Source organism: Streptomyces spinoverrucosus (genome assembly GCF_006539505.1).
Classification (GTDB): Bacteria; Actinomycetota; Actinomycetes; order Streptomycetales; family Streptomycetaceae; genus Streptomyces; species Streptomyces spinoverrucosus.
In genome coordinates, this window is record NZ_BJND01000017.1 from 137724 (window position 1) to 156874 (window position 19151).

General features: G+C 70.8%; 18 protein-coding genes and 1 pseudogene. 10 read left to right on the plus strand and 9 right to left on the minus strand.

Features of this window, described 5'->3' with window-relative positions; all coding sequences use genetic code 11:
• Positions 1-7: 7 nt before the first annotated feature.
• Both SSP24_RS12360 and SSP24_RS12365 read right to left on the minus strand, forming a co-directional pair.
• Entirely contained in the window at positions 8-475 is a 468-nt protein-coding gene (locus SSP24_RS12360) for a VOC family protein (protein WP_141309567.1), read from the minus strand.
• Between the two features lie 122 nt (positions 476-597).
• Entirely contained in the window at positions 598-1050 is a 453-nt protein-coding gene (locus SSP24_RS12365; protein WP_141309568.1) for a winged helix-turn-helix transcriptional regulator, read from the minus strand.
• 169 nt (positions 1051-1219) lie between these two features.
• Between SSP24_RS12365 and SSP24_RS12370 the strand changes: the two are divergent.
• A pseudogene (locus SSP24_RS12370) lies at positions 1220-2314 on the plus strand (MFS transporter); the annotation flags it as partial.
• An 80-nt stretch (positions 2315-2394) separates the two neighbouring features.
• Here SSP24_RS12370 and rarD read toward each other — a convergent pair.
• Complete coding sequence (gene rarD, locus SSP24_RS12375; RefSeq protein WP_141309703.1) at positions 2395-3396, minus strand: EamA family transporter RarD; 1002 nt, start codon at positions 3394-3396, stop codon at positions 2395-2397.
• Between the two features lie 127 nt (positions 3397-3523).
• Positions 3524-4378 (minus strand): SDR family oxidoreductase, encoded by an 855-nt coding sequence (locus SSP24_RS12380; RefSeq protein ID WP_141309569.1) that lies wholly within the window; start codon positions 4376-4378, stop codon positions 3524-3526.
• A 99-nt stretch (positions 4379-4477) separates the two neighbouring features.
• Between SSP24_RS12380 and SSP24_RS12385 the strand changes: the two genes are divergently transcribed.
• Positions 4478-4858: a winged helix-turn-helix transcriptional regulator gene (locus SSP24_RS12385; RefSeq protein WP_141309570.1), complete on the plus strand. Its 381-nt coding sequence runs from the start codon at positions 4478-4480 to the stop codon at positions 4856-4858.
• 48 nt (positions 4859-4906) lie between these two features.
• Here SSP24_RS12385 and SSP24_RS12390 read toward each other — a convergent pair whose 3' ends face one another.
• The 5 genes from SSP24_RS12390 to SSP24_RS12410 all read right to left on the minus strand — a co-directional run bounded on the left by SSP24_RS12390 (position 4907) and on the right by SSP24_RS12410 (position 11808).
• Positions 4907-5986, minus strand: coding sequence for a 2-oxoacid:ferredoxin oxidoreductase subunit beta (locus SSP24_RS12390; RefSeq protein WP_141309571.1), 1080 nt, complete (start codon positions 5984-5986; stop codon positions 4907-4909).
• Positions 5979-7907, minus strand: a complete 1929-nt coding sequence (locus SSP24_RS12395; protein ID WP_141309572.1) for a 2-oxoacid:acceptor oxidoreductase subunit alpha — start codon at positions 7905-7907, stop codon at positions 5979-5981. The genes SSP24_RS12390 and SSP24_RS12395 overlap by 8 nt, the downstream gene beginning before the upstream one ends.
• A gap of 145 nt (positions 7908-8052) precedes the next feature.
• Entirely contained in the window at positions 8053-8712 is a 660-nt protein-coding gene (locus tag SSP24_RS12400) for a response regulator transcription factor (protein WP_280527080.1), read from the minus strand.
• 384 nt (positions 8713-9096) lie between these two features.
• Positions 9097-10461 (minus strand): sensor histidine kinase, encoded by a 1365-nt coding sequence (locus SSP24_RS12405; RefSeq protein ID WP_141309574.1) that lies wholly within the window; start codon positions 10459-10461, stop codon positions 9097-9099.
• A gap of 156 nt (positions 10462-10617) precedes the next feature.
• On the minus strand, positions 10618-11808 hold the full coding sequence (locus SSP24_RS12410; RefSeq protein WP_141309575.1) for a sensor histidine kinase: 1191 nt from the start codon (positions 11806-11808) through the stop codon (positions 10618-10620).
• A 219-nt stretch (positions 11809-12027) separates the two neighbouring features.
• Here SSP24_RS12410 and SSP24_RS12415 point away from each other — a divergent pair, with 219 nt between their 5' ends.
• The 8 genes from SSP24_RS12415 to SSP24_RS12450 are packed head-to-tail and all read left to right on the plus strand — an operon-like array spanning position 12028 to position 19145.
• Positions 12028-12435, plus strand: a complete 408-nt coding sequence (locus SSP24_RS12415) for an NADH-quinone oxidoreductase subunit A (RefSeq protein ID WP_141309576.1) — start codon at positions 12028-12030, stop codon at positions 12433-12435.
• Positions 12426-13055, plus strand: coding sequence for an NADH-quinone oxidoreductase subunit B (locus tag SSP24_RS12420; RefSeq protein ID WP_141309577.1), 630 nt, complete (start codon positions 12426-12428; stop codon positions 13053-13055). Before SSP24_RS12415 ends, SSP24_RS12420 begins: the two co-directional genes overlap by 10 nt.
• Entirely contained in the window at positions 13052-14425 is a 1374-nt protein-coding gene (locus tag SSP24_RS12425; protein WP_141309578.1) for an NADH-quinone oxidoreductase subunit C, read from the plus strand. The genes SSP24_RS12420 and SSP24_RS12425 overlap by 4 nt, the downstream gene beginning before the upstream one ends.
• The gene (locus SSP24_RS12430; RefSeq protein ID WP_141309579.1) at positions 14422-15390 is read left to right on the plus strand and encodes a complex I subunit 1/NuoH family protein; all 969 of its coding nucleotides are present in this window, start codon (positions 14422-14424) and stop codon (positions 15388-15390) included. The genes SSP24_RS12425 and SSP24_RS12430 overlap by 4 nt, the downstream gene beginning before the upstream one ends.
• Positions 15391-15392: 2 nt before the next feature.
• Positions 15393-16124, plus strand: a complete 732-nt coding sequence (locus tag SSP24_RS12435; protein ID WP_141309580.1) for a NuoI/complex I 23 kDa subunit family protein — start codon at positions 15393-15395, stop codon at positions 16122-16124.
• Complete coding sequence (locus SSP24_RS12440; protein ID WP_141309581.1) at positions 16121-16762, plus strand: NADH-quinone oxidoreductase subunit J family protein; 642 nt, start codon at positions 16121-16123, stop codon at positions 16760-16762. The genes SSP24_RS12435 and SSP24_RS12440 overlap by 4 nt, the downstream gene beginning before the upstream one ends.
• A complete protein-coding gene (gene nuoK / locus SSP24_RS12445) occupies positions 16762-17154 on the plus strand; it encodes an NADH-quinone oxidoreductase subunit NuoK (RefSeq protein WP_141309582.1) in 393 nt (130 codons plus the stop codon). Before SSP24_RS12440 ends, nuoK begins: the two co-directional genes overlap by 1 nt.
• Positions 17151-19145 (plus strand): NADH-quinone oxidoreductase subunit 5 family protein, encoded by a 1995-nt coding sequence (locus SSP24_RS12450; RefSeq protein ID WP_141309583.1) that lies wholly within the window; start codon positions 17151-17153, stop codon positions 19143-19145. The genes nuoK and SSP24_RS12450 overlap by 4 nt, the downstream gene beginning before the upstream one ends.
• The last annotated feature ends 6 nt before the right edge of the window (positions 19146-19151 follow it).

A 19151-nucleotide genomic window follows, 5' to 3' on the forward strand; every position in this document is an offset into this window, starting at 1 on the left:
AACTCGTTCAGTGCACGCAGAACTCGTTCCCCTCCGGATCAGCCATCACCACCCACTCCCCGCCAGCCTCCTTGACCTCCCGCAGCACGCTCGCTCCCAGCCCCCGCAACCGCTCCACCTCGCTCGCCCGCCGCCCCTCGGCGGGGTGCAGGTCCAGGTGGAGCCGGTTCTTGCCGGCCTTGGACTCCGGCACGCGCTGGAACAGCACCCGCCGCCCCAGCCCGGTGCCGCTCTGCTCCTCGTACGGATCGTCCGGATGCCGTACGGCGACCAGGTCCCGGAAGGCCGGACGGCCGTGGAAGTCCACAGTGCCGGCGACCGGGAGCGCGCCGAGCTGGAGCAGCCGTTCGATCAGAGCGCTGTTGTCCTCGACCTCGTAGCCCAGCGCGGCAGCCCAGAAGTCGGCCTGCGCGTGCGGGTCGTTGGCGTCGATGACGAGCTTCCAGTGCACAGGTGAGGATGCCTTCTCAGTCATGCAACCAATATTGCTTACGTGACTGACAGGCCGGGTGACGCCGCCTGCGGAACCGGCGCTTCCGCACCGGCGCGTTGCGCTCGCGCGAAGGTACGCGCCCACCGCGTCCGCAGGGCGACCCCCTAGCCGACGCGGGCCTCCTGAGTCTCCTGCGTCTCGCGGGCGTCGTACGCCGCCCGGGCCGCCGCGATCTCGCGTTGGTGTTCCTCCGTCCACTTCACCAGCGACTGGATCGTGGCGTGCAGGGTGCCGCCCAGGGGGGTGAGCTCGTAGTCGACGCGGGGCGGTACGACGGGGTGGACCGTGCGCCTGACCAGGCCGTCCCGCTCCAGTTGGCGCAGGGTGACCGTCAGCATGCGCTGGCTGACGCCGTCGATCTCCCGGCGCAGTTCGGTGAAGCGGAGCTTGCGGTTCTCCAGGAGGGCGATGACGAGCAGGGACCACTTGTCGGCGACCCGGTCCAGGATCTGCCGTACCTCGCAGCCCTCGCGGGTGTCCCACTGGAAGGGGTCGGTGTCGCCGTAGTCCACGGTGCTCCCGCAGTTTCTCGGTGACTTCAAAGTGCCTTCTTCCATGTCTGTCGATGCTGCCGCAGGCTGGCCATGGTTACAAGAGGGAACCGACCCTCAATCCGGTAACCGACCTCTGTCTATCTCCGGGAGTGTGGTCATGGGCGCCCGTGCCTGGGCTCTGCTGCTCGTGCTGTGCGGAACGATCTTTCTGGAGGGCATCGACGTCGCGATGATGGCTGTCGCGATCCCGTCGATCAGGGCCGATCTGGCGCTGTCGACCGGTACCGCGGCCTGGGTGATGAGCGCGTACGTCCTCGGTTACGCCGGTTTCACCCTGCTCGGCGGACGCGCCGCCGACCTGCTCGGCCGCCGTCGGATGTTCCTGACCTGGCTGACGGTCTTCCTGCTCTTCTCCGGGCTCGGCGGTTTCGCCACCGACGGCTGGATGCTCGTCGTGGCCCGGTTCGTCACCGGCGTCGCGGCGGCCTTCATGACTCCGGCCGCGCTGTCGCTGATCACCACCTCCTACGAGGAGGGCCCGCAGCGCAACAAGGCCCTGCTGGTCTTCGCGGGCACCGCGGCCGGCGGTTTCTCGCTGGGACTGGTCATCGGCGGGCTGCTCACCGCGATCGGCTGGCGGTGGGTGTTCTTCGCGCCGGTGCTGCTGGCGGGGGCGCTGCTGGTCGCTGCGGTGCGCCTGGTGCCCGCGGCGGGTCCGGTGGAGCGTGACGGGCGTGGCCGTGACGGGGGTGGCTTCGACCTGCTCGGCGCGGTCACCGCCGCCGGCGCCATGCTGCTGGCCGCCTACACCGTCGTACGGCTGGAACACGGTCTGCACGACTGGCCGCTCACCGCTGTCGCCGGGCTCGCCGCGCTGGCGCTCGGGGCCGCCTTCGTCGCCGTCGAACGGCGGGCCGCCGCGCCGCTGGTGCGCCTCGGCATCCTGCGCAAGGGCTCCGTGGTGCGCGCCGATCTGGGAGCACTCCTCTTCGTGGGGGCCTTCTTCGGCTTCCAGTTCGTGGTGACGCTGTACTTGCAGGAGCTGCGCGGCTGGTCGTCGTTGCAGACCGCGATCGCGCTGGTCGTCATGGGCTGCGACGCCGTCCTTGCCCCGACGCTCACCCCGAAGCTGGTCGCCCGCTTCGGCAACGCCCGCGTGATCCTCGGCGGCTTCGTGCTGGCGGTCGTCGCCTACGGGCTGTTCCTGCCGGTCGGGATGGACTGGTCGTACGCCGCCATGTTCCCGACGCTGATCATCGCGGGCACGGCGTTCGCGCTGGCGTACGGGCCGCTGACCATCGCGGCGACCGACGGGGTCGCGGAGGAGGAGCAGGGCCTGGCGAGCGGGCTGCTGAACACCGCGACCCAGTTCGGCTCGGCGATCGGGATCTCCGCGGTGACCGCCGTCTACGGCTTGGCGTCGACGACCGGATCGGGCCCGGAGGCCACGCTGTCCGCGTTCCGTACGGCGCTGACCGTGCCGGTCGTGATGGTGGTGGCGGGCACGATCCTGTCGGCCTTCAGCGTGCGGGCCGCCCGGCGCGCGGTGCGCAGCGCGTCCCAGGTCAGCAGCGTCAGCGCCAGCCAGACCAGCGCGAACCCGGCCCAGCGCTCGGGCGGCATGGCCTCGCGGAAGTAGAGGACGCCCAGCAGGAACTGGAACACCGGGGCCAGGTACTGCAGCAGCCCCAGCGTCGACAGGGGCACGCGGATCGCGGCCGCGCCGAAGCAGACCAGCGGAAGCGCGGTCACGACGCCGGTCGCGGCGAGCAGCGCCGCGTGCCCCAGGCCCTCGGTGTGGAAGGTCGACTCGTCCTGGGCGGTCAGCCACAGCAGATAGCCGAGCGCGGGCAGGAACTGGATCGCGGTCTCGGCGGTCAGCGACTCCAGGCCGCTGAGGTTGACCTTCTTCTTCACCAGGCCGTAGGTGGCGAAGGAGAAGGCGAGGACGAGCGAGACCCACGGCGGGCGGCCGTAGCCGATGGTGAGCACGAGCACGGCCGCGAAGCCGATCCCGACCGCCGCCCACTGCACGGGCCGCAGCCGCTCCTTCAGCAGCAGCACGCCGATCGCGATGGTGACCAGCGGGTTGATGAAGTAGCCGAGCGAGGCCTCGACGACCTGTCCGTTGTTGACGGCCCAGATGTAGACGCCCCAGTTGACGGTGATCACGGCCGCGGCGACGGTGATGAGCCCGAGGCGGCGCGGCTGCCGCAGCAGCTCGCGGGCCCAGCTCCAGCGTCGTACGAAGAGCAGCGCGACGGCGACGAAAGCGAGCGACCACACCATGCGGTGGGCGAGGATCTCGACCGAGCCGGCGGGCTTCAGCAGCGGCCAGAAAAGGGGGACGAGTCCCCACATTCCGTAGGCCGCGAAGCCGTTCAGCAGTCCTATGTGGCTCTCGCCCATCGACTTCCTGGCCACCGGCCCCTCCTTCGTACGTCAGCCCGCCCGCACGAAGGTAACGCCGACCACCCGTGCCTGTCATGGACGTATCGCCATACGGTCATGACAGGCACGGGTGGGCGGGTTCAGGTCAGCCCTTGAGCGCGGCGGTGATGGCCTCGGAGAGCGGGGTGGTCGGACGACCGGTCAGGCGCGAGAGGTCGCCGGTGCGTACGGCCAGCTCGCCCTTCTCGATGGACGCGTCCACGCCGGCCAGGATCGCGGCGAGCGGCTCGGGCAGGCCGGCGCCGGTCAGGATGCCCTGGTAGGCCTCGACGGAGACCGCGTTGTACGCGATCTCCTTGCCGGTCTGCCGGCTGAGCTCGGCCGCGTACTCCGCGTAGCTCCACGCCTCGTCGCCACTCAGCTCGTACGTCTGGTTCTCGTGCCCCTCGCCGGTCAGCACCGCGACGGCGGCGGCCGCGAAGTCGGCGCGCGAGGCGGAGGCCACCCGGCCCTCACCGGCGGCGGCGACGACCGCGTTGTGCTCCAGCACCGGGGCGAGCTGCTCGGTGTAGTTCTCGTGGTACCAGCCATTGCGCAGCAGCGCATACGGCACGCCCGACGCCAGGACCGCCTCCTCGGTGGCGCGGTGGTCGTCGGCGAGGGCGGCCGTGAGGCTGCCGGGGGCGCTGGTGTAGGCGAGGAGCGCGACGCCGGCCGCCTTCGCGGCGTCGATCACGACCTTGTGCTGGGCCACTCGGCCCTTGTCGAACTCGTTGCCGGAGATGAGCAGCACCTTGTCGCCGGCGGAGAACAGGGCGTCGAACGTCGCGGGCACGTTGTAGTCGGCGAGCGCGATCTTCACACCGCGGTTGGCGAAGTCGGCGGCCTTCTCGGCGTTGCGGACGACGGCCGTGATCTGGTCGGCCGGGACCTTCTCCAGCAGCTGCTCGATGACGTGGCGGCCAAGGTGTCCGGTGGCTCCGGTGACGACGATGCTCATGGGGGCTCCTCTGTACGGGTGCGTATGTCCAGGTGTGGCACTCACCCTAAGAGGGGCACTAACTCTGCGAAAGTACCCACTTTGAAGTAAGGTACTCGCATGGCAGAGAGTGCAGGGAAGCCCGAGGGCGAGGCGATGTGCCCCTACCGGCTGGTCCTGGAGCACGTCACCAGCCGCTGGGGCGTACTGGTGCTGATCCGGCTCATGGAACGGCCGTACCGGTTCAGCGAGCTGCGCCGGGCGATCGGCGAGGTCCGGCAGGTCAGCGAGAAGATGCTCACCCAGACGTTGCAGACCCTGGAGCGGGACGGGTTCGTCCACCGCGACGCCCAGCCCGTCATCCCGCCCCGCGTCGACTACTCCCTCACCGACCTCGGCCGCGAGGCCGCGGACCAGGTGCGGTCGCTGGCGCTGTGGACGGAGCGGCGGATGGGGGACGTGGAACGGGCGCGGAAGGCATACGACGAGGCCCGGGCCTGAGCCCGGGCCTGTGGCGTACTGCCGGTGTTGCTGGGGTGTGGCTGTGGCTCAGCCGACGACGGTCCAGGTGTCGCCGCCCGCGAGCAGTGTGGCGAGGTCGCCCTTGCCGTTCTGTTCGATGGCGGTGTCGAGCTGGTCGGCCATCTGGGTGTCGTAGACCGGGCGGTCCACGGAGCGGAAGACGCCGATCGGGGTGTGGTGCAGCGTGTCCGGGTCGGCGAGCCTGCTGAGCGCGAAAGCGGTGGTCGGGGAGTCGGCGGCGGCGTCGTGAACTAGCACCTGCTGCTCGTTGTCCGGCGTGACCGTGACGACCGTGAGGTCGCCGGTCTGCGGATCCCGGACCACCCCGCGGGTGTTGTCCGGCCCGAAGCGGATCGGCTGCCCGTGCTCCAGGCGGATCACCGCCTCCTGGCTCTGCTGCTTGTCCTTCAGGGCGTCGAAGGCGCCGTCGTTGAAGATGTTGCAGTTCTGGTAGATCTCGATCAGCGCGGTGCCGGGGTGGGCGGCCGCCGCCCGCAGGACCTCGGTGAGGTGCTTGCGGTCGGAGTCGATGGTCCGCGCGACGAACGAGGCCTCCGCGCCCAGGGCCAGGGACACCGGGTTGAACGGGGCGTCCAGGGAGCCCATCGGGGTCGACTTGGTGATCTTGCCGACCTCGGAGGTGGGGGAGTACTGGCCCTTGGTCAGGCCGTAGATCCGGTTGTTGAACAGCAGGATCTTGAGGTTGACGTTGCGGCGCAGGACGTGGATGAGGTGGTTGCCGCCGATGGACAGCGCGTCGCCGTCGCCGGTGACGACCCACACGCTCAGGTCGCGGCGGGAGGTGGCCAGGCCCGTGGCGATGGCGGGGGCCCGGCCGTGGATGGAGTGCATCCCATAGGTGTTCATGTAGTACGGGAAGCGGGAGGAGCAGCCGATGCCGGAGACGAAGACGATGTTCTCCTTCGCCAGACCCAGTTCGGGCATGAAGCCCTGGACCGCGGCGAGGATCGCGTAGTCACCGCAGCCGGGGCACCAGCGCACTTCCTGATCGGACTTGAAGTCCCTCATGGACTGCTTGCCCTCGGCCCTGGGCACCAGGGAGAGCGCTTCGATCGTGCCGGTGCCTTCCATGGACGTCTCAGCCATCGATGGCCTCCTTCAACGCCGCGGCCAGCTGCTCGGCCTTGAACGGCATGCCGTTGACCTGGTTGTACGAGTGGGCGTCCACCAGGTACTTCGCCCGGATCAGCGTGGCGAGCTGCCCGAGGTTCATCTCGGGGATCACCACCTTGTCGTAACGTGCCAGCACCTCGCCGAGATTCCGCGGGAACGGATTGACATGGCGCAGATGTGCCTGAGCGATGGGATGTCCGGCCGCGCGCAGGCGTCGTACCGCCGCGGTGATCGGCCCGTACGTCGAGCCCCAGCCCAGCACCAGCAGCTTCGCGCCGGCCGGGTCGTCGACCTCGATGTCCGGGACATCGATGCCGTCGACCTTGGCCTGCCGGGTGCGGACCATCAGGTCGTGGTTGGCGGGGTCGTAGGAGATGTTGCCCGTGCCGTCCTGCTTCTCGATGCCGCCGATACGGTGCTCCAGGCCCGGCGTGCCCGGGATCGCCCAGGGGCGGGCGAGGGTCTGCGGGTCACGCTTGTACGGCCAGAAGCTTTCGGTGCCGTCCTCCAGGGTGTGGTTCGGACCCTGCGCGAACTGCACGGTCAGCTCCGGCAGCTCGTCCAGCTCCGGGATCCGCCACGGCTCGGAGCCGTTGGCGAGATAGCCGTCGGAGAGCAGGAAGACGGGCGTCCGGTAGGTCAGCGCGATCCGGGCGGCTTCGAGGGCGGCGTCGAAGCAGTCGGCGGGCGTGCGGGGCGCGACGACCGGGACGGGCGCCTCGCCGTTGCGGCCGAACATCGCCTGGAGCAGGTCGGCTTGCTCGGTCTTGGTGGGCAGACCCGTCGAGGGGCCGCCGCGCTGGATGTCGACCACCAGCAGGGGCAGCTCCAGCGACACGGCCAGCCCGATGGTCTCGCTCTTGAGCGCAACGCCCGGGCCGGAGGTGGTGGTCACGGCGAGCGAACCGCCGAACGCCGCGCCCAGCGCCGCGCCGATGCCCGCGATCTCGTCCTCGGCCTGGAAGGTGCGCACACCGAAGTTCTTGTGTTTGCTCAGCTCGTGCAGGATGTCCGAGGCCGGGGTGATCGGGTACGAGCCCAGGAACAGCGGCAGGTCCGCCTGCCTACTTGCGGCGATCAGGCCGTAGGCCAGGGCGAGGTTGCCGGAGATGTTCCGGTAGGTGCCGACCGGGAAGGCCTTCGCGGCCGGGGCGACCTCGTAGGAGACGGCGAAGTCCTCCGTCGTCTCGCCGAAGTTCCAGCCCGCCCGGAAGGCGGCGATGTTGGCGGCCGCGATGTCGGGCTTCTTGGCGAACTTCGACTTCAGGAACTTCTCGGTGCCCTCGGTCGGACGGTGGTACATCCAGCTCAGCAGGCCCAGCGCGAACATGTTCTTGCTGCGCTCGGCCTCCTTGCGGGTGAGGTCGAAGTCCTTCAGCGCCTCCACCGTGAGCGTGGTGAGCGGCACCGGGTGCAGCTGGTAGCCGTCGAGCGAACCGTCCTCCAGCGGGTTCGCCTCGTAGCCGACCTTCTGCATCGCCCGTTTGGTGAACTCGTCCGTGTTGACGATGATCTCCGCACCGCGCGGCAGGTCCCCCACGTTCGCCTTCAGCGCCGCCGGGTTCATGGCGACGAGGACGTTGGGCGCGTCGCCCGGGGTGAGGATGTCGTGATCGGCGAAGTGCAGCTGGAACGACGAGACACCGGGCAGCGTCCCGGCAGGGGCACGGATCTCGGCCGGGAAGTTCGGCAACGTCGACAGGTCGTTACCGAACGACGCGGTCTCCGAGGTGAAGCGGTCACCGGTGAGCTGCATACCGTCACCCGAGTCCCCCGCGAACCTGATGATCACTCGGTCGAGACGGCGGACGTCCTTGACGCCGGCCGCTTTGCGCTGCTCTCCCACGACGGCTCCGTCGGTCTGCTCCGCTGGGCTACTGACCTGGCTCGTCACTGAACTGCTCCTCCTTCGAGGCGGCTGTCGGGAACCGACCCCACAGGGTCCTCCCAGGATCAACCCTACGTCTGTGCGGCTCGCCTTCCTTCGACCATTTGCATGATGACTACCTGTCCAGGACGCTCACCGCCTGAGGTGGGCCTCAGGAATTCAGGTACGTCAGCACGGCGAGGACCCGGCGGTGATCCCCCTCGCTCGGGGACAGGCCCAGCTTGAGGAAGATGTTGCTGACGTGCTTCTCGACCGCGCCGTCGCTCACCACCAGCTGCTTGGCGATGGCCGAATTGGTCCGCCCCTCGGCCATCAGCCCCAGAACCTCCCGCTCTCTCGGCGTGAGCCCCGCGAGCACGTCCTGCTTACGGCTGCGCCCGAGCAGCTGCGCCACGACCTCCGGGTCGAGCGCCGTGCCCCCCTCGGCCACCCGCACCACCGCGTCCACGAACTCCCGCACCTCTGCCACGCGGTCCTTCAGCAGATAGCCGACCCCCCGGCTGGAACCGGCCAGCAGTTCCGTGGCGTAGCGCTCCTCCACGTACTGTGACAGCACCAGCACGCCGAGCCCCGGATGCGTCTTCCGCAGCTGCACCGCAGCCCTGACGCCTTCGTCCGTGTGCGTCGGCGGCATGCGCACGTCGGCGACCACGACGTCCGGCAGGCTGCCCTCGGCGTCCAGCTCCGTGATGGTCTTGATCAACGCCTCCGCGTCGGCCACTCCGGCGACGACGTCGTGCCCTCGGTCGGTGAGGAGCCGGGTCAGGCCCTCCCTGAGCAGCACCGAGTCCTCGGCGATGACCACTCGCACCCTGTCCTCCACGATCCTCGGCCCCCGTTGCTCGACTCCGCCCCTATGACCCGTCAAGCATTTCAGGTTTTGGGTGGAGGCGGGGTGGGTTGGGGCTTGGGTGGGGGAGAGGTGGGTGCGGGTGGGTGCTGGGTGGGTGAGTGAGGGCTTGGGGCTGGGTGTTGGGTGGGTGAGTGAGGGCATGTGGTGGGGTGCTGGGTGGGTGGGTGGGTGCGGTGGGGGGCGGGTGCCGGGCGGGTGAGACGGAGCGGGTGCTGGATGCCAGCTGCCGAGGTCCAGTGCCGGGGGCCGGGTGCCGGGTGGTGCGGTGGGGCGCTGGGTTGCTGGGGCAGGTGAGAGGGCGGCGTGCGAAGGTGGGCGGTGTGTGCCGAGGTGCTGGGTGGTTCACCCGCGCCAGGGCAGTTCCGCTGTGATGCGGGTGGGGCCGCCCACCGGTGAGTCGATCACCAATATGCCGTCCACCGCGTCCAACCGCTCCGCGAGCCCGGCCAGACCGGAACTCCCGTTCGCGCCGGCCTCGGCCCCGCCCATGCCGTTGTCCATGACCTGCAACATCAGCCGGTCCTCCGACCGCCAGACGTCCACCGCCGCCGAGGTCGCCTGCGCGTGCTTGCTGATGTTCTGCAGGAGCTCGGAGACCGTGAAGTACGCGATGCCCTCGATCGCCGGCGCCGGCCGCGACGCCAGGTCCACGTCCACCTGCACCGGCACCGTGCACCGCGAGGCGACCGCCGAGAGCGCCGCGTCCAGGCCGCGGTCGGTGAGGACCGCCGGATGGATGCCGCGCGCCAGGTCCCGCAGTTCCTGCAACGCCGTCTTCACCTCGCCGTGCGCCTCGTCCACCATCTGCGCCGCCGCGCGCGGATCCTCGGCCAGCTTCTCCTTCGCCAGCCCCAGATCCATCGCCAGCGCCACCAGGCGGGCCTGCGCCCCGTCATGCAGATCGCGCTCGATGCGGCGCAGATCCGCGGCGGCCGTGTCGACCACGACTCCTCTGTCCGACTCCAGCTCCACCACCCGCGTCGCCAGCCGCGACGGCCCGAGCAGCCCGTGCACCAGCAGCCGGTCCACCAGGGTCAGTGCCCGCACGATCCACGGCGTGGCCAGCGTGAACAGCAGCCCCACCAGCGCTGTCACCGTGATCTCGAACGGGTTGTCGAGGTAGATCTGGTGCGTCTCGTCGCCGTACAGCTGCAGCCCGTCCTGCCCGCCGTACATCGGGAAGAGCCAGAACCACACCGGGTACGTCAGCAGCGCCCAGCCGTACGCCCAGAAACTCGCCCCGATGGCGAAGGAGAACACGGCCCACGGGAAGTGCAGCACCGCGTACAGCAGGTGGCGCCAGGACGTGCCGCTCTTGAGGACCGCGCCCATCCACGCCATCGGGCCGCTCTTCCGCACCCGCAGCGGCTCCGGGTCGGCCACCTCGAGCCCGAGCAGTCCGCGCGCCCGCGCCCGCTCCAGCGCGCCGAGGCCCCGGCAGCCGGCCAGTCCCGCCGCCAGCACCGGTATGCCGAGGAACGTCACCAGCAGGCCCGCGCCGAGCGCGAGCATCGTCACGGCGTACGTGAACATCAGCACGCTGATCGGCAGGCTGAGCAGCACGTACGCGAGTTCCCGCCATGTGCGGCCCTCGAACGGCGCGCGCAGCCCGGCGGGCAGCCGGAACCGCCGCCCGACGTTCCCTTCCGCACCCCAGTCGGACGCCCCATTCCGGCGTCCGTAGCCGTGCCCGTACTCCGTGGCCATTGGTTTGGTCCCCGTTCTCCTCGGTCTGCTGTGTTTGCGCGGCTCTGTTTGCTCGGCGCTTGCTGCTTGCTTGTCGCACCTCCAACCCTGCTGTGCCCTGCGCCTGCGGACCATGGAGGCCGTCGGCATCTTGAACGGGGGGTTTTCCCTACCCCCTCAGCGCTGCCGGTCCCGCCACGGCAGTTCCGCGGTGATGACCGTCGGGCCGCCCGATGGGGAGTCGATGACGAACAGGCCGTCGACGGCGTCGAGGCGTTCCGCCAGGCCGCGCATTCCCGTGCCGCCGTCGAGGTGGGCGCCGCCCCGGCCGTCGTCGGCGACCTGTATGAGGAGGCGTTCCTCGGTGCGCCACACGTCGACGGACGCGGCCTTCGCGCCGCTGTGCTTGCTGACGTTCTGCAGCAGCTCCGAGACGGTGAAGTAGGCGATGCCCTCGATGGCCTCGGCCGGTCTGTACTCCAGGTCGACAGTCACTTTCACCGGCACCGTGCAGCGTGAGGCGACCGCGGAGAGGGCGGCGTCCAGGCCGCGGTCGGTGAGGACCGCCGGGTGGATGCCGCGTGCCAGGTCCCGCAGTTCCTGGAGCGCCAGCTTCACCTCGCCGTGCGCCTCCTCGACCATCGCCGCCGCGTAGTCGGGGTCCTCCAGCAGCTTCTCCTTGGCCAGGCCGAGGCCCATGGCCAGGTTGACCAGGCGGGCCTGCGCCCCGTCGTGCAGGTCGCGCTCGATCCGTCGTAGATCCGCGGCGGCCGTGTCGACCACGACCCCCCGATCGGACTCCAGCTCGGCGATGCGCCGCTCCAGCTCGTCGGAGGGCGACAGCAGGCCGCGCACCATCGCCCGGTCCACGTTGGCCAGCCCGCGCGCGATGAACGGCAGCACCGGCCACAGCACGAACAGCGAGGTCAGCGTGAGGGTGAAGGTGAGGATGCCCCACGGCAGCCGTATGAAGTCGTACAGGACGGTCCGCCAGGCCACCGGGTCCTTGAGCGCCATCCACAGCCGCGGGAAGAGGCCGCCGGCGCTCCGCACGGGCAGCCGGCTCGGCTCGTCCACGCGCACGCCGAGCAGCTTCCTGGCCCGCGCCCGCTCCAGTCTGCCGAGCTGCCGGGCGCCCAGCAGACCTGCGGCGAGCAGCGGGAAGCCGATCACCGTGACGGTGAGGAAGGCGCTGGTGGGCAGCACCGTGACGACGTAGACGAAGCCCAGCAGGGCCATCGGCAGGTTCGCCAGGAGATGCGCGATCTCCTTCCAGGTGTGCGCGTCATAGGCGAGGCGTGCCGGCGGCGGGCGGTCCGGGTTTCGGTCGGCCGTCGCCGCGCTCGCGGACAGGAGTTTCTCGGTCACATGGGCTAGCGTGCCCGGCGGCAAGCGCCCACGCCATGAGGTGCACCGCCACCTTTCACTGAGGAAAACCCCACCCTTGCCTCTACCCCTGTCTCTCGATGCGTGATGGGCTGCTTACTGTCCCTTTAACAGGCCCTAGACTCACGTTGCGTACAGGTCGTCGAACAGCGGCGTTCACGAAAAGTCATAGGGTCGAGGTCAGGGGAGCGAGGGACGGACGTGCGGGAATCGACCGTCGAACCGACCGCCGTCGTCGCGGCGGACTACTTCCAGTCCTATTCGGTCGTCGGACTGCTCGCCGCCATCGGCGTGCTGTTCGTCGCCATCGCCTTCGGCGCGGGCCGACTGCTGCGCCCCGTCGCGCCCACCCCCGAGAAGCTCCTGACCTACGAGTGCGGTGTCGACCCCGTCGGCGAGGGCTGGGCCCACACCCAGGTCCGCTACTACGTCTACGCCTTCCTCTACGTGATCTTCGCGATCGACTCGATCTTCCTCTTCCCGTGGGCCACCGTCTTCGCCGCCCCCGGTTACGGAGCGACGACCCTGGTGGAGATGTTCATCTTCCTCGGCTTCCTGGCCGTGGGCCTGCTCTACGCATACAAGAAGGGTGTCCTGGCATGGACGTGACGCCAGAAACGACTCCCTCGGTACCGGCCCCGGAACCCGTGCTGCTGCCGGAGCCGAAGCGCCTCGGCGCCCTCGCGCGCCTCGCCCCCGAGCCGATGAAGGTCGTCCTGAACTGGGGCCGCCGCTACTCGCTGTGGGTCTTCAACTTCGGCCTCGCCTGCTGCGCCATCGAGTTCATCGCCGCGTCGATGGCCCGCCACGACTTCATCCGCCTCGGCGTCATCCCGTTCGCGCCGGGCCCCCGCCAGGCCGACCTGATGATCGTGTCCGGCACCGTCACGGACAAGATGGCGCCCGCCATCAAGCGTCTGTACGAACAGATGCCCGAGCCGAAGTACGTCATCTCCTTCGGCGCCTGCTCCAACTGCGGCGGCCCGTACTGGGACTCGTACTCCGTCACCAAGGGCGTCGACCAGATCATCCCCGTCGACGTCTACGTCCCCGGCTGCCCGCCCCGCCCCGAGGCGCTGCTCCAGGGCATCCTCAAGCTCCAGGAGAAGATCGCCCGCGAGTCGCTGGGGGAGCGGTACGGTTCCGCACGCCCGTCGGCGGCGGCCCTGCAGAGCGGCCTGGTCCAACCGCCGGCCCCAGGCGGCACCGGCGCGGGGGAGGCCCGATGAACGGCACGGTCGGCTGGCTTCCCGCCCCCGCCGAGGACCTCTTCGGTACGGAGGCCACGGCCGAGGAGTCGTACGCGCTCCTGACCGTGGACGTACCGCCCACGTCCTGGACCGCCGCCCTGCGCACCGCCCGCGACGAGCTCGGCTGCACCTACTTCGACTGGCTGAGCGCGGTCGACGAACCGGGCATGGGCTTCCGCGTCTCGGCGCACCTGGTCGCCCTCGCCCCCGTACGCCGCTTGCTGCTGCGCACCACGGTCTCGCACGAGGCTCCCGTCCTCGCCTCCGCTGTCGAGGTCTACGCGGGCGCGGCCTGGCACGAACGCGAGACCCACGAGATGTTCGGCGTCATGTTCGAGGGCCACCCCGCGCTGGAGCACCTCCTCCTACCGGAGACCTTCGAAGGCCACCCCCTCCGCAAGGATTTCGTCCTCGCCGCCCGCGTCGCCAAGGCCTGGCCCGGCGCGAAGGAGCCCGGCGAGTCCGAACACGGCGGCCCCAAGCGCCGCCAGATGCTCCCGCCGGGCGTCCCCGACCCGAACGAGTGGGGCCCCCTCAAGGGCCAACTCCCCCCGGCTCCGACCCGCCCGGCCCGGGGCACGGCCCGCCCTGCGGGCGAACGCCCCGTACGCCGCACCCGCACCGCCGCGGAGGGCTCCGCAAGCCAGCCGCCGACGGCCGCCGCCGACACCCCCACGGAAACCCCCTCGCCGACCGCCCCGCGCCGCGCCCGGAGCGCGAGTGGGGGGTCGGCGTCGCAGCGTGGGGAGGGCGCTGCGGCGGCTCCAGCTGCGCCGACGGCTCCTCGTCGTGCGCGGAGCGCGAGTGAGGGGTCCGCGTCCCAGCGCGCGGAGGGTACGGACGCTGCCGAGCAGGCAGGGCCTTCCGCTACGGCGGCCCCTGCCGGCCCCCGCCGGGCCCGCAGCGCGTCCGAGGGCTCCGCCTCGCAGCGCGCCCAGGCACCGGCGGCGGAGAAGCCGACCCGCCCGGCCACCCCGCGCAGCCCTGACGCTCCGTGGCATCACGCCCGCCCGGCCTTCGACGAGCCCGAGACGAAGGACGTGGAGGGGCCGGGGAGCAAGGACGCGGAGGGGCCGGGGAGCAAGGACGCGGAGGGGCCGGGGAGCAAGGACCCGGCGGAGCCGGAGACCAAGGACGCGCCGGAACCGGAGGACAGGGGAGCGGCGGAGACGGCGGCCCCGACGGAAGCGCAGGCGAACGAGGCTGAGCCGCCGCAGCGGCCTGCGCCCGAGCGCGCGGAGCCGGAGCCGGAGCCGGGCCCGGAAGCGGAGCCGCCCGCCCCTCAGGACTCGGCACCCGACGAACCACCACCCCCCACCCCCGAAGCCCCCCAAGGAGGCCGGCAGTGAACGACGTGCTCGACGTCGCCCTGCGACTCCTGATCGTCTTCGGCGTCTTCCTCACCTTCCCCTTGATCATCGGTCAGACCGAGCACAAGGTGATGGCCCACATGCAGGGCCGCCTCGGCCCCATGTACGCCGGTGGCTTCCACGGCTGGGCCCAGCTCGTCGCGGACGGCGTGAAGTTCGCGCAGAAGGAGGACGTGGTCCCGGCGGGCGCGGACCGCCGTATCTTCCAGCTCGCCCCTGCCGTGGCCCTCCTCCCGTATCTGCTGGTCCTGCTCGCCATCCCCATCGGCCCCGGCGAGGGAGCGGTGGGTGTACTGATCGACGCGGGCATCTTCTTCGTACTCGCCGTCATGGGCGTCGGCGTCCTCGGCTCGCTCATGGCCGGCTGGGCCAGCGCCAACAAGTTCTCCCTCCTCGGCGGCCTGCGCACCGCCGCCCAGCTGCTCGCCTACGAGCTCCCGATGCTCCTCGCCGCCGCCTCCGTCGCCATGGCGGCCGGCACGGTTTCCCTGCCCGGCATCCTCAACGCCTTCGAGTGGTGGTGGCTGCCGTGGCAGATCGTCGGCGCGATCGTCTTCTTCGTGGCGGGGCTGGCCGAGCTGCAACGCCCGCCGTTCGACATGCCCGTCGCCGACTCGGAGATCATCTTCGGCGCGTACACCGAGTACACCGGCCTGCGTTTCGCTCTGTTCCTCCTCGCCGAGTACGCCGGGATCGTCGTCCTGTGCGGTCTGACCACCGTCCTCTTCCTGGGCGGCTGGCACGGCCCCTGGGGGGCCGACGGCCTCGGCTGGGTCTGGACCCTGCTGAAGACGGCCGTGCTCGCCTTCATCGTGATCTGGTTGCGCGTCACCTACCCCCGGCTGCGCGAGGACCAGCTCCAGAAGCTCTCCTGGACCCTTCTCGTCCCCCTCTCCCTCGCCCAGATCGCCCTCACCGGCATCGTCAAGGTGGTGATCCAGTAGCCATGGCCGAGTCTCTCCCGCCCACCCGGCCCCGCATTCCCGGCAGCGGTCTCGCCAAGGGCTTGGCCGTCACCCTCCGCACGATGACGAAGAAGACCGTCACCGCGCAGTACCCGGACGCCCAGCCCGACCTCCCGCCCCGTACCCGCGGCGTGATCGGCCTGTTCGAGGAGAACTGCACGGTCTGCATGCTGTGCGCCCGGGAGTGCCCGGACTGGTGCATCTACATCGACTCCCACAAGGAGACGGTCCCGCCCGCCGCCCCCGGCGGACGCGAACGCAGCCGCAACGTCCTCGACCGGTTCGCGATCGACTTCTCGCTGTGCATGTACTGCGGTATCTGCATTGAGGTCTGTCCTTTCGACGCCCTGTTCTGGTCGCCGGAGTTCGAGTACGCCGAGACCGACATCCGCGACCTCACCCACGAGCGCGACAAGCTCCGCGAGTGGATGTGGACGGTGCCCGCCCCACCGGCCCTCGACCCCGCCGCGGAGGAACCGAAGGAGGTCGCCGCCGCCCGCAAGACCGCCGAGAAGCTCGCCGCCCAGCAGGAAGCGGCAGCCCCGCAGCCTGCCCAGCCCACCGAGCCCGCCGAGCCCGCCGGAACCGAGCCGCACGCCGCCGAGCAGGCACGCGCCGCCGAGCGGCCTACCCGGCCGATGGGTGAATCCAAGCAGCAGACGGACTTGCCCCAGCAGCAGACCGACCTGCCCCCGCAGGAGGGCCAGGAATGACACTTGCAGCCGCCGCCACCGCCGTCGCGACGGACGCCACGAGCATGGCCGCCGAGAGCCCTGGCTTCCTCTCCCCGACCGGCGTCGAAATCGCCTTCCTCCTCGTCGGGGTGGTCACCTTCGGCGCCGCGATCGTCACCGTCACCACTCGGCAGCTGGTGCACGCCGCCCTGTGGCTGGTGGTGACCCTCGGTGGACTCGCCGTCGAGTACCTCCTGCTCACCGCCGAGTTCATCGCCTGGGTGCAGGTGCTGATCTACGTCGGTTCCGTGGTCGTCCTCCTCCTGTTCGGTCTGATGCTCACCAAGGCCCCCATCGGCCGCTCCCCGGACGCCGACTCCGGCAACCGCTGGGCCGCCCTCACCGTGGCCGTCGCCACGGCCGCCGCCCTGGTCTGGGTCGTCGTCGACGCCTTCCGCACGACCTGGATCGACCTGGACGGTGCCCCCGCCGGCTCCACCGAGGTCACCGGCAAGGCCCTCTTCCAGAACTGGGTCCTCCCCTTCGAGGCCCTCTCCGTCCTCCTCCTCGCCGCGCTGGTCGGCGCGATCGTGCTGTCCCGCAAGGCAAAGGCCGACGCGACGGCCACCACCGCGAGTGTCCCCGGCAGCCGAAGTGACAAGGGCGGTGCCCGCTGATGCACCTCGCCTACCCCGCCGTCCTCTCCGCCCTCCTGTTCTGCACCGGCCTGTACGGCGTCCTCGCCCGCCGCAACGCGATCCTGGTCCTGATGTCGGTCGAGCTGATGCTCAACGCCGTCAACCTCAACCTGGTCGCCTTCGACGTCTGGCTCAGCAGGACCGCCGAGGAGACCCTGCACTCCGGCCAGGCCCTGACCCTGTTCACCATCGCCATCGCGGCCGCCGAGATCGGCATCGGCCTCGCGATCGTCCTCGCCGTCTACCGCAACCGCGGCACCTCGGACATCGACAAGCTCCGCGACACCGCCGAGGGCCCCGAGACCGACGGACCCGACGGCGAGGCCCACGCGGCCGAGCCGGCCGCCGAGAAGGCTGAGGCCAGCGCGTGACCACGACCACCCTCGCCTACCTCGTCCCTCTCCTTCCGTTCCTGGGCGCGGCCGCCGGGCTGCTCCTGGGCCGCACGGCCCCCGGCTTCGTCCGCCCGATCGCCGTCCTGCCGACGCTCGCCTCGCTCGTCCTCGCCGTACTGGTCGCCGTCCGCCAGGGCGGCGACGAGGCCATCGACGCCGCCACCGAGCTCACGCCCACCGGCTCGATCCCGATCGAACTCGCCCTGCACATCGACGGCTTCGCCGCCCTCGTCGCCGTCCTGGTCGCGTTCGTCGCGCTCTGCGTGCAGATCTACTCGACCGGCTATCTGCAGGACGACCCGCGCTACCCCTCCTACGCCGCGCTCATCTCCCTGTTCACCTCCGCGATGCTCCTCGTCGTCTACTCGGGCGACCTGATGGTGCTGCTGGTCGGCTGGGAAGTCATGGGCATCTGCTCCTACTTCCTGGTCGGCCACTACTGGGAGACCCCGGAGGCCCGCGCCGCCTCCCTGAAGGCCTTCCTGGTCACCAAGCTCGGTGACGTCCCCTTCCTGATCGGCCTGTTCGCGCTCGCCGTCGACGCCGGGTCGTTCCGCATCACGCGGGTGCTCGGCGCGGTCGCGAGCGGCGGACTCGACCACCCCACGCTGATCGCCCTGCTGCTCCTGGCCGGTGTGGCGGGCAAGTCGGCGCAGTTCCCGCTGCACTCCTGGCTGCCCGACGCGATGGCGGGCCCCACGCCCGTCTCGGCGCTGATCCACGCCGCGACGATGGTCGCCGCCGGTGTCTACTTCATCGCCCGTCTCCTCCCCGTCTTCCAGGCCTCCTCGGCCGCGATGGTCGTCCTCGCCGCCATGGCCGCCGTCACCATGGCCGGCTCGGGTCTCGCCGCGCTCGCCCAGGACGACATCAAGCGCGTCCTCGCCTACTCGACGATCGGCCAGCTCGGCTACATGACCGGCGCCCTGGCCGTCGGCGACCGCGGTGCCGCCGTCTTCCACCTCCTGTCCCACGGCGCCTTCAAGGCGCTGCTGTTCCTCGCGGCGGGCGTGATCATCCACGCCGCCGGCACCAACTCGCTGGCCGCCATGTCCCGCATGGGCGGCCTGCGCGACCGCGTCCCCGACGCCTACTGGACGATGACCGTGGCGCTTCTCGCGCTCGCCGCGATCCCGCCCTTCAGTGGCTTCTTCTCCAAGGAGTCCGTCCTCGGCGCCGCCGAACACGTCACCACCGGCCACACCGAGCACGTCCCCGCCGCCGCGGGCTGGATCGTGCTGGTCGTCGGCCTGCTCACGGCCCTGCTCACGGCCGCGTACGCGATGCGGCTGTGGCTGCTCGCCTTCCGCGGCCACGGCACGGAGGCCCCGGACCACGGCAGGCAGCCGCTGACGATGACCGTGGTGCTATGGGTGCTCGCCGCCCCGTCCCTCGCCCTGGGCGGGCTGGCGTACCAGTCGCTGCCCGGCTGGTTCGACGGCGGTGAGCTGACCCCGACCCTCACCACGTCCGTGCTGGGCACGGGCCTGGCCCTGGTCGGCGGCATCGTCACCTACGCCGCCTGGCGGCGCACCAGCACCCTCGCGGCCCGCGTCCCACTGGGTGCGGTGGCCGCCCACCCCGAGGGCGACGCCGCGCAGGTCGAGGCCGAGGCCATCGCCACGCACGAACCCGCCTACGGCGACGTGGCCCACGCACCCGACCCGGCCGATCCCGGACGGCTGCTGCTCGGCCCGCTGCACCGGCACGCGGCCGTCGGCTTCCACCTGGACGCCGTGTACTCGGCGCTGTTCGTCCGCCCGGTCCGGGGCGGCGCCAGTCTGGTGCGGTTCCTCGACCGCGAGGTCGTCGACACCTACGTACGCGGGGCGGGCGCCCTGCCCCGCTGGCTGGGAGCCGCCGTCCGGCGCGCCCAGACCGGCAATGTGCAGACCTATGTGAGCGCGCTGCTCGCCGGCACCGTCGTCCTGGTGGTCGCCGCCGTCCTCGTCGCCACGGGAGCGTGAGCAGGC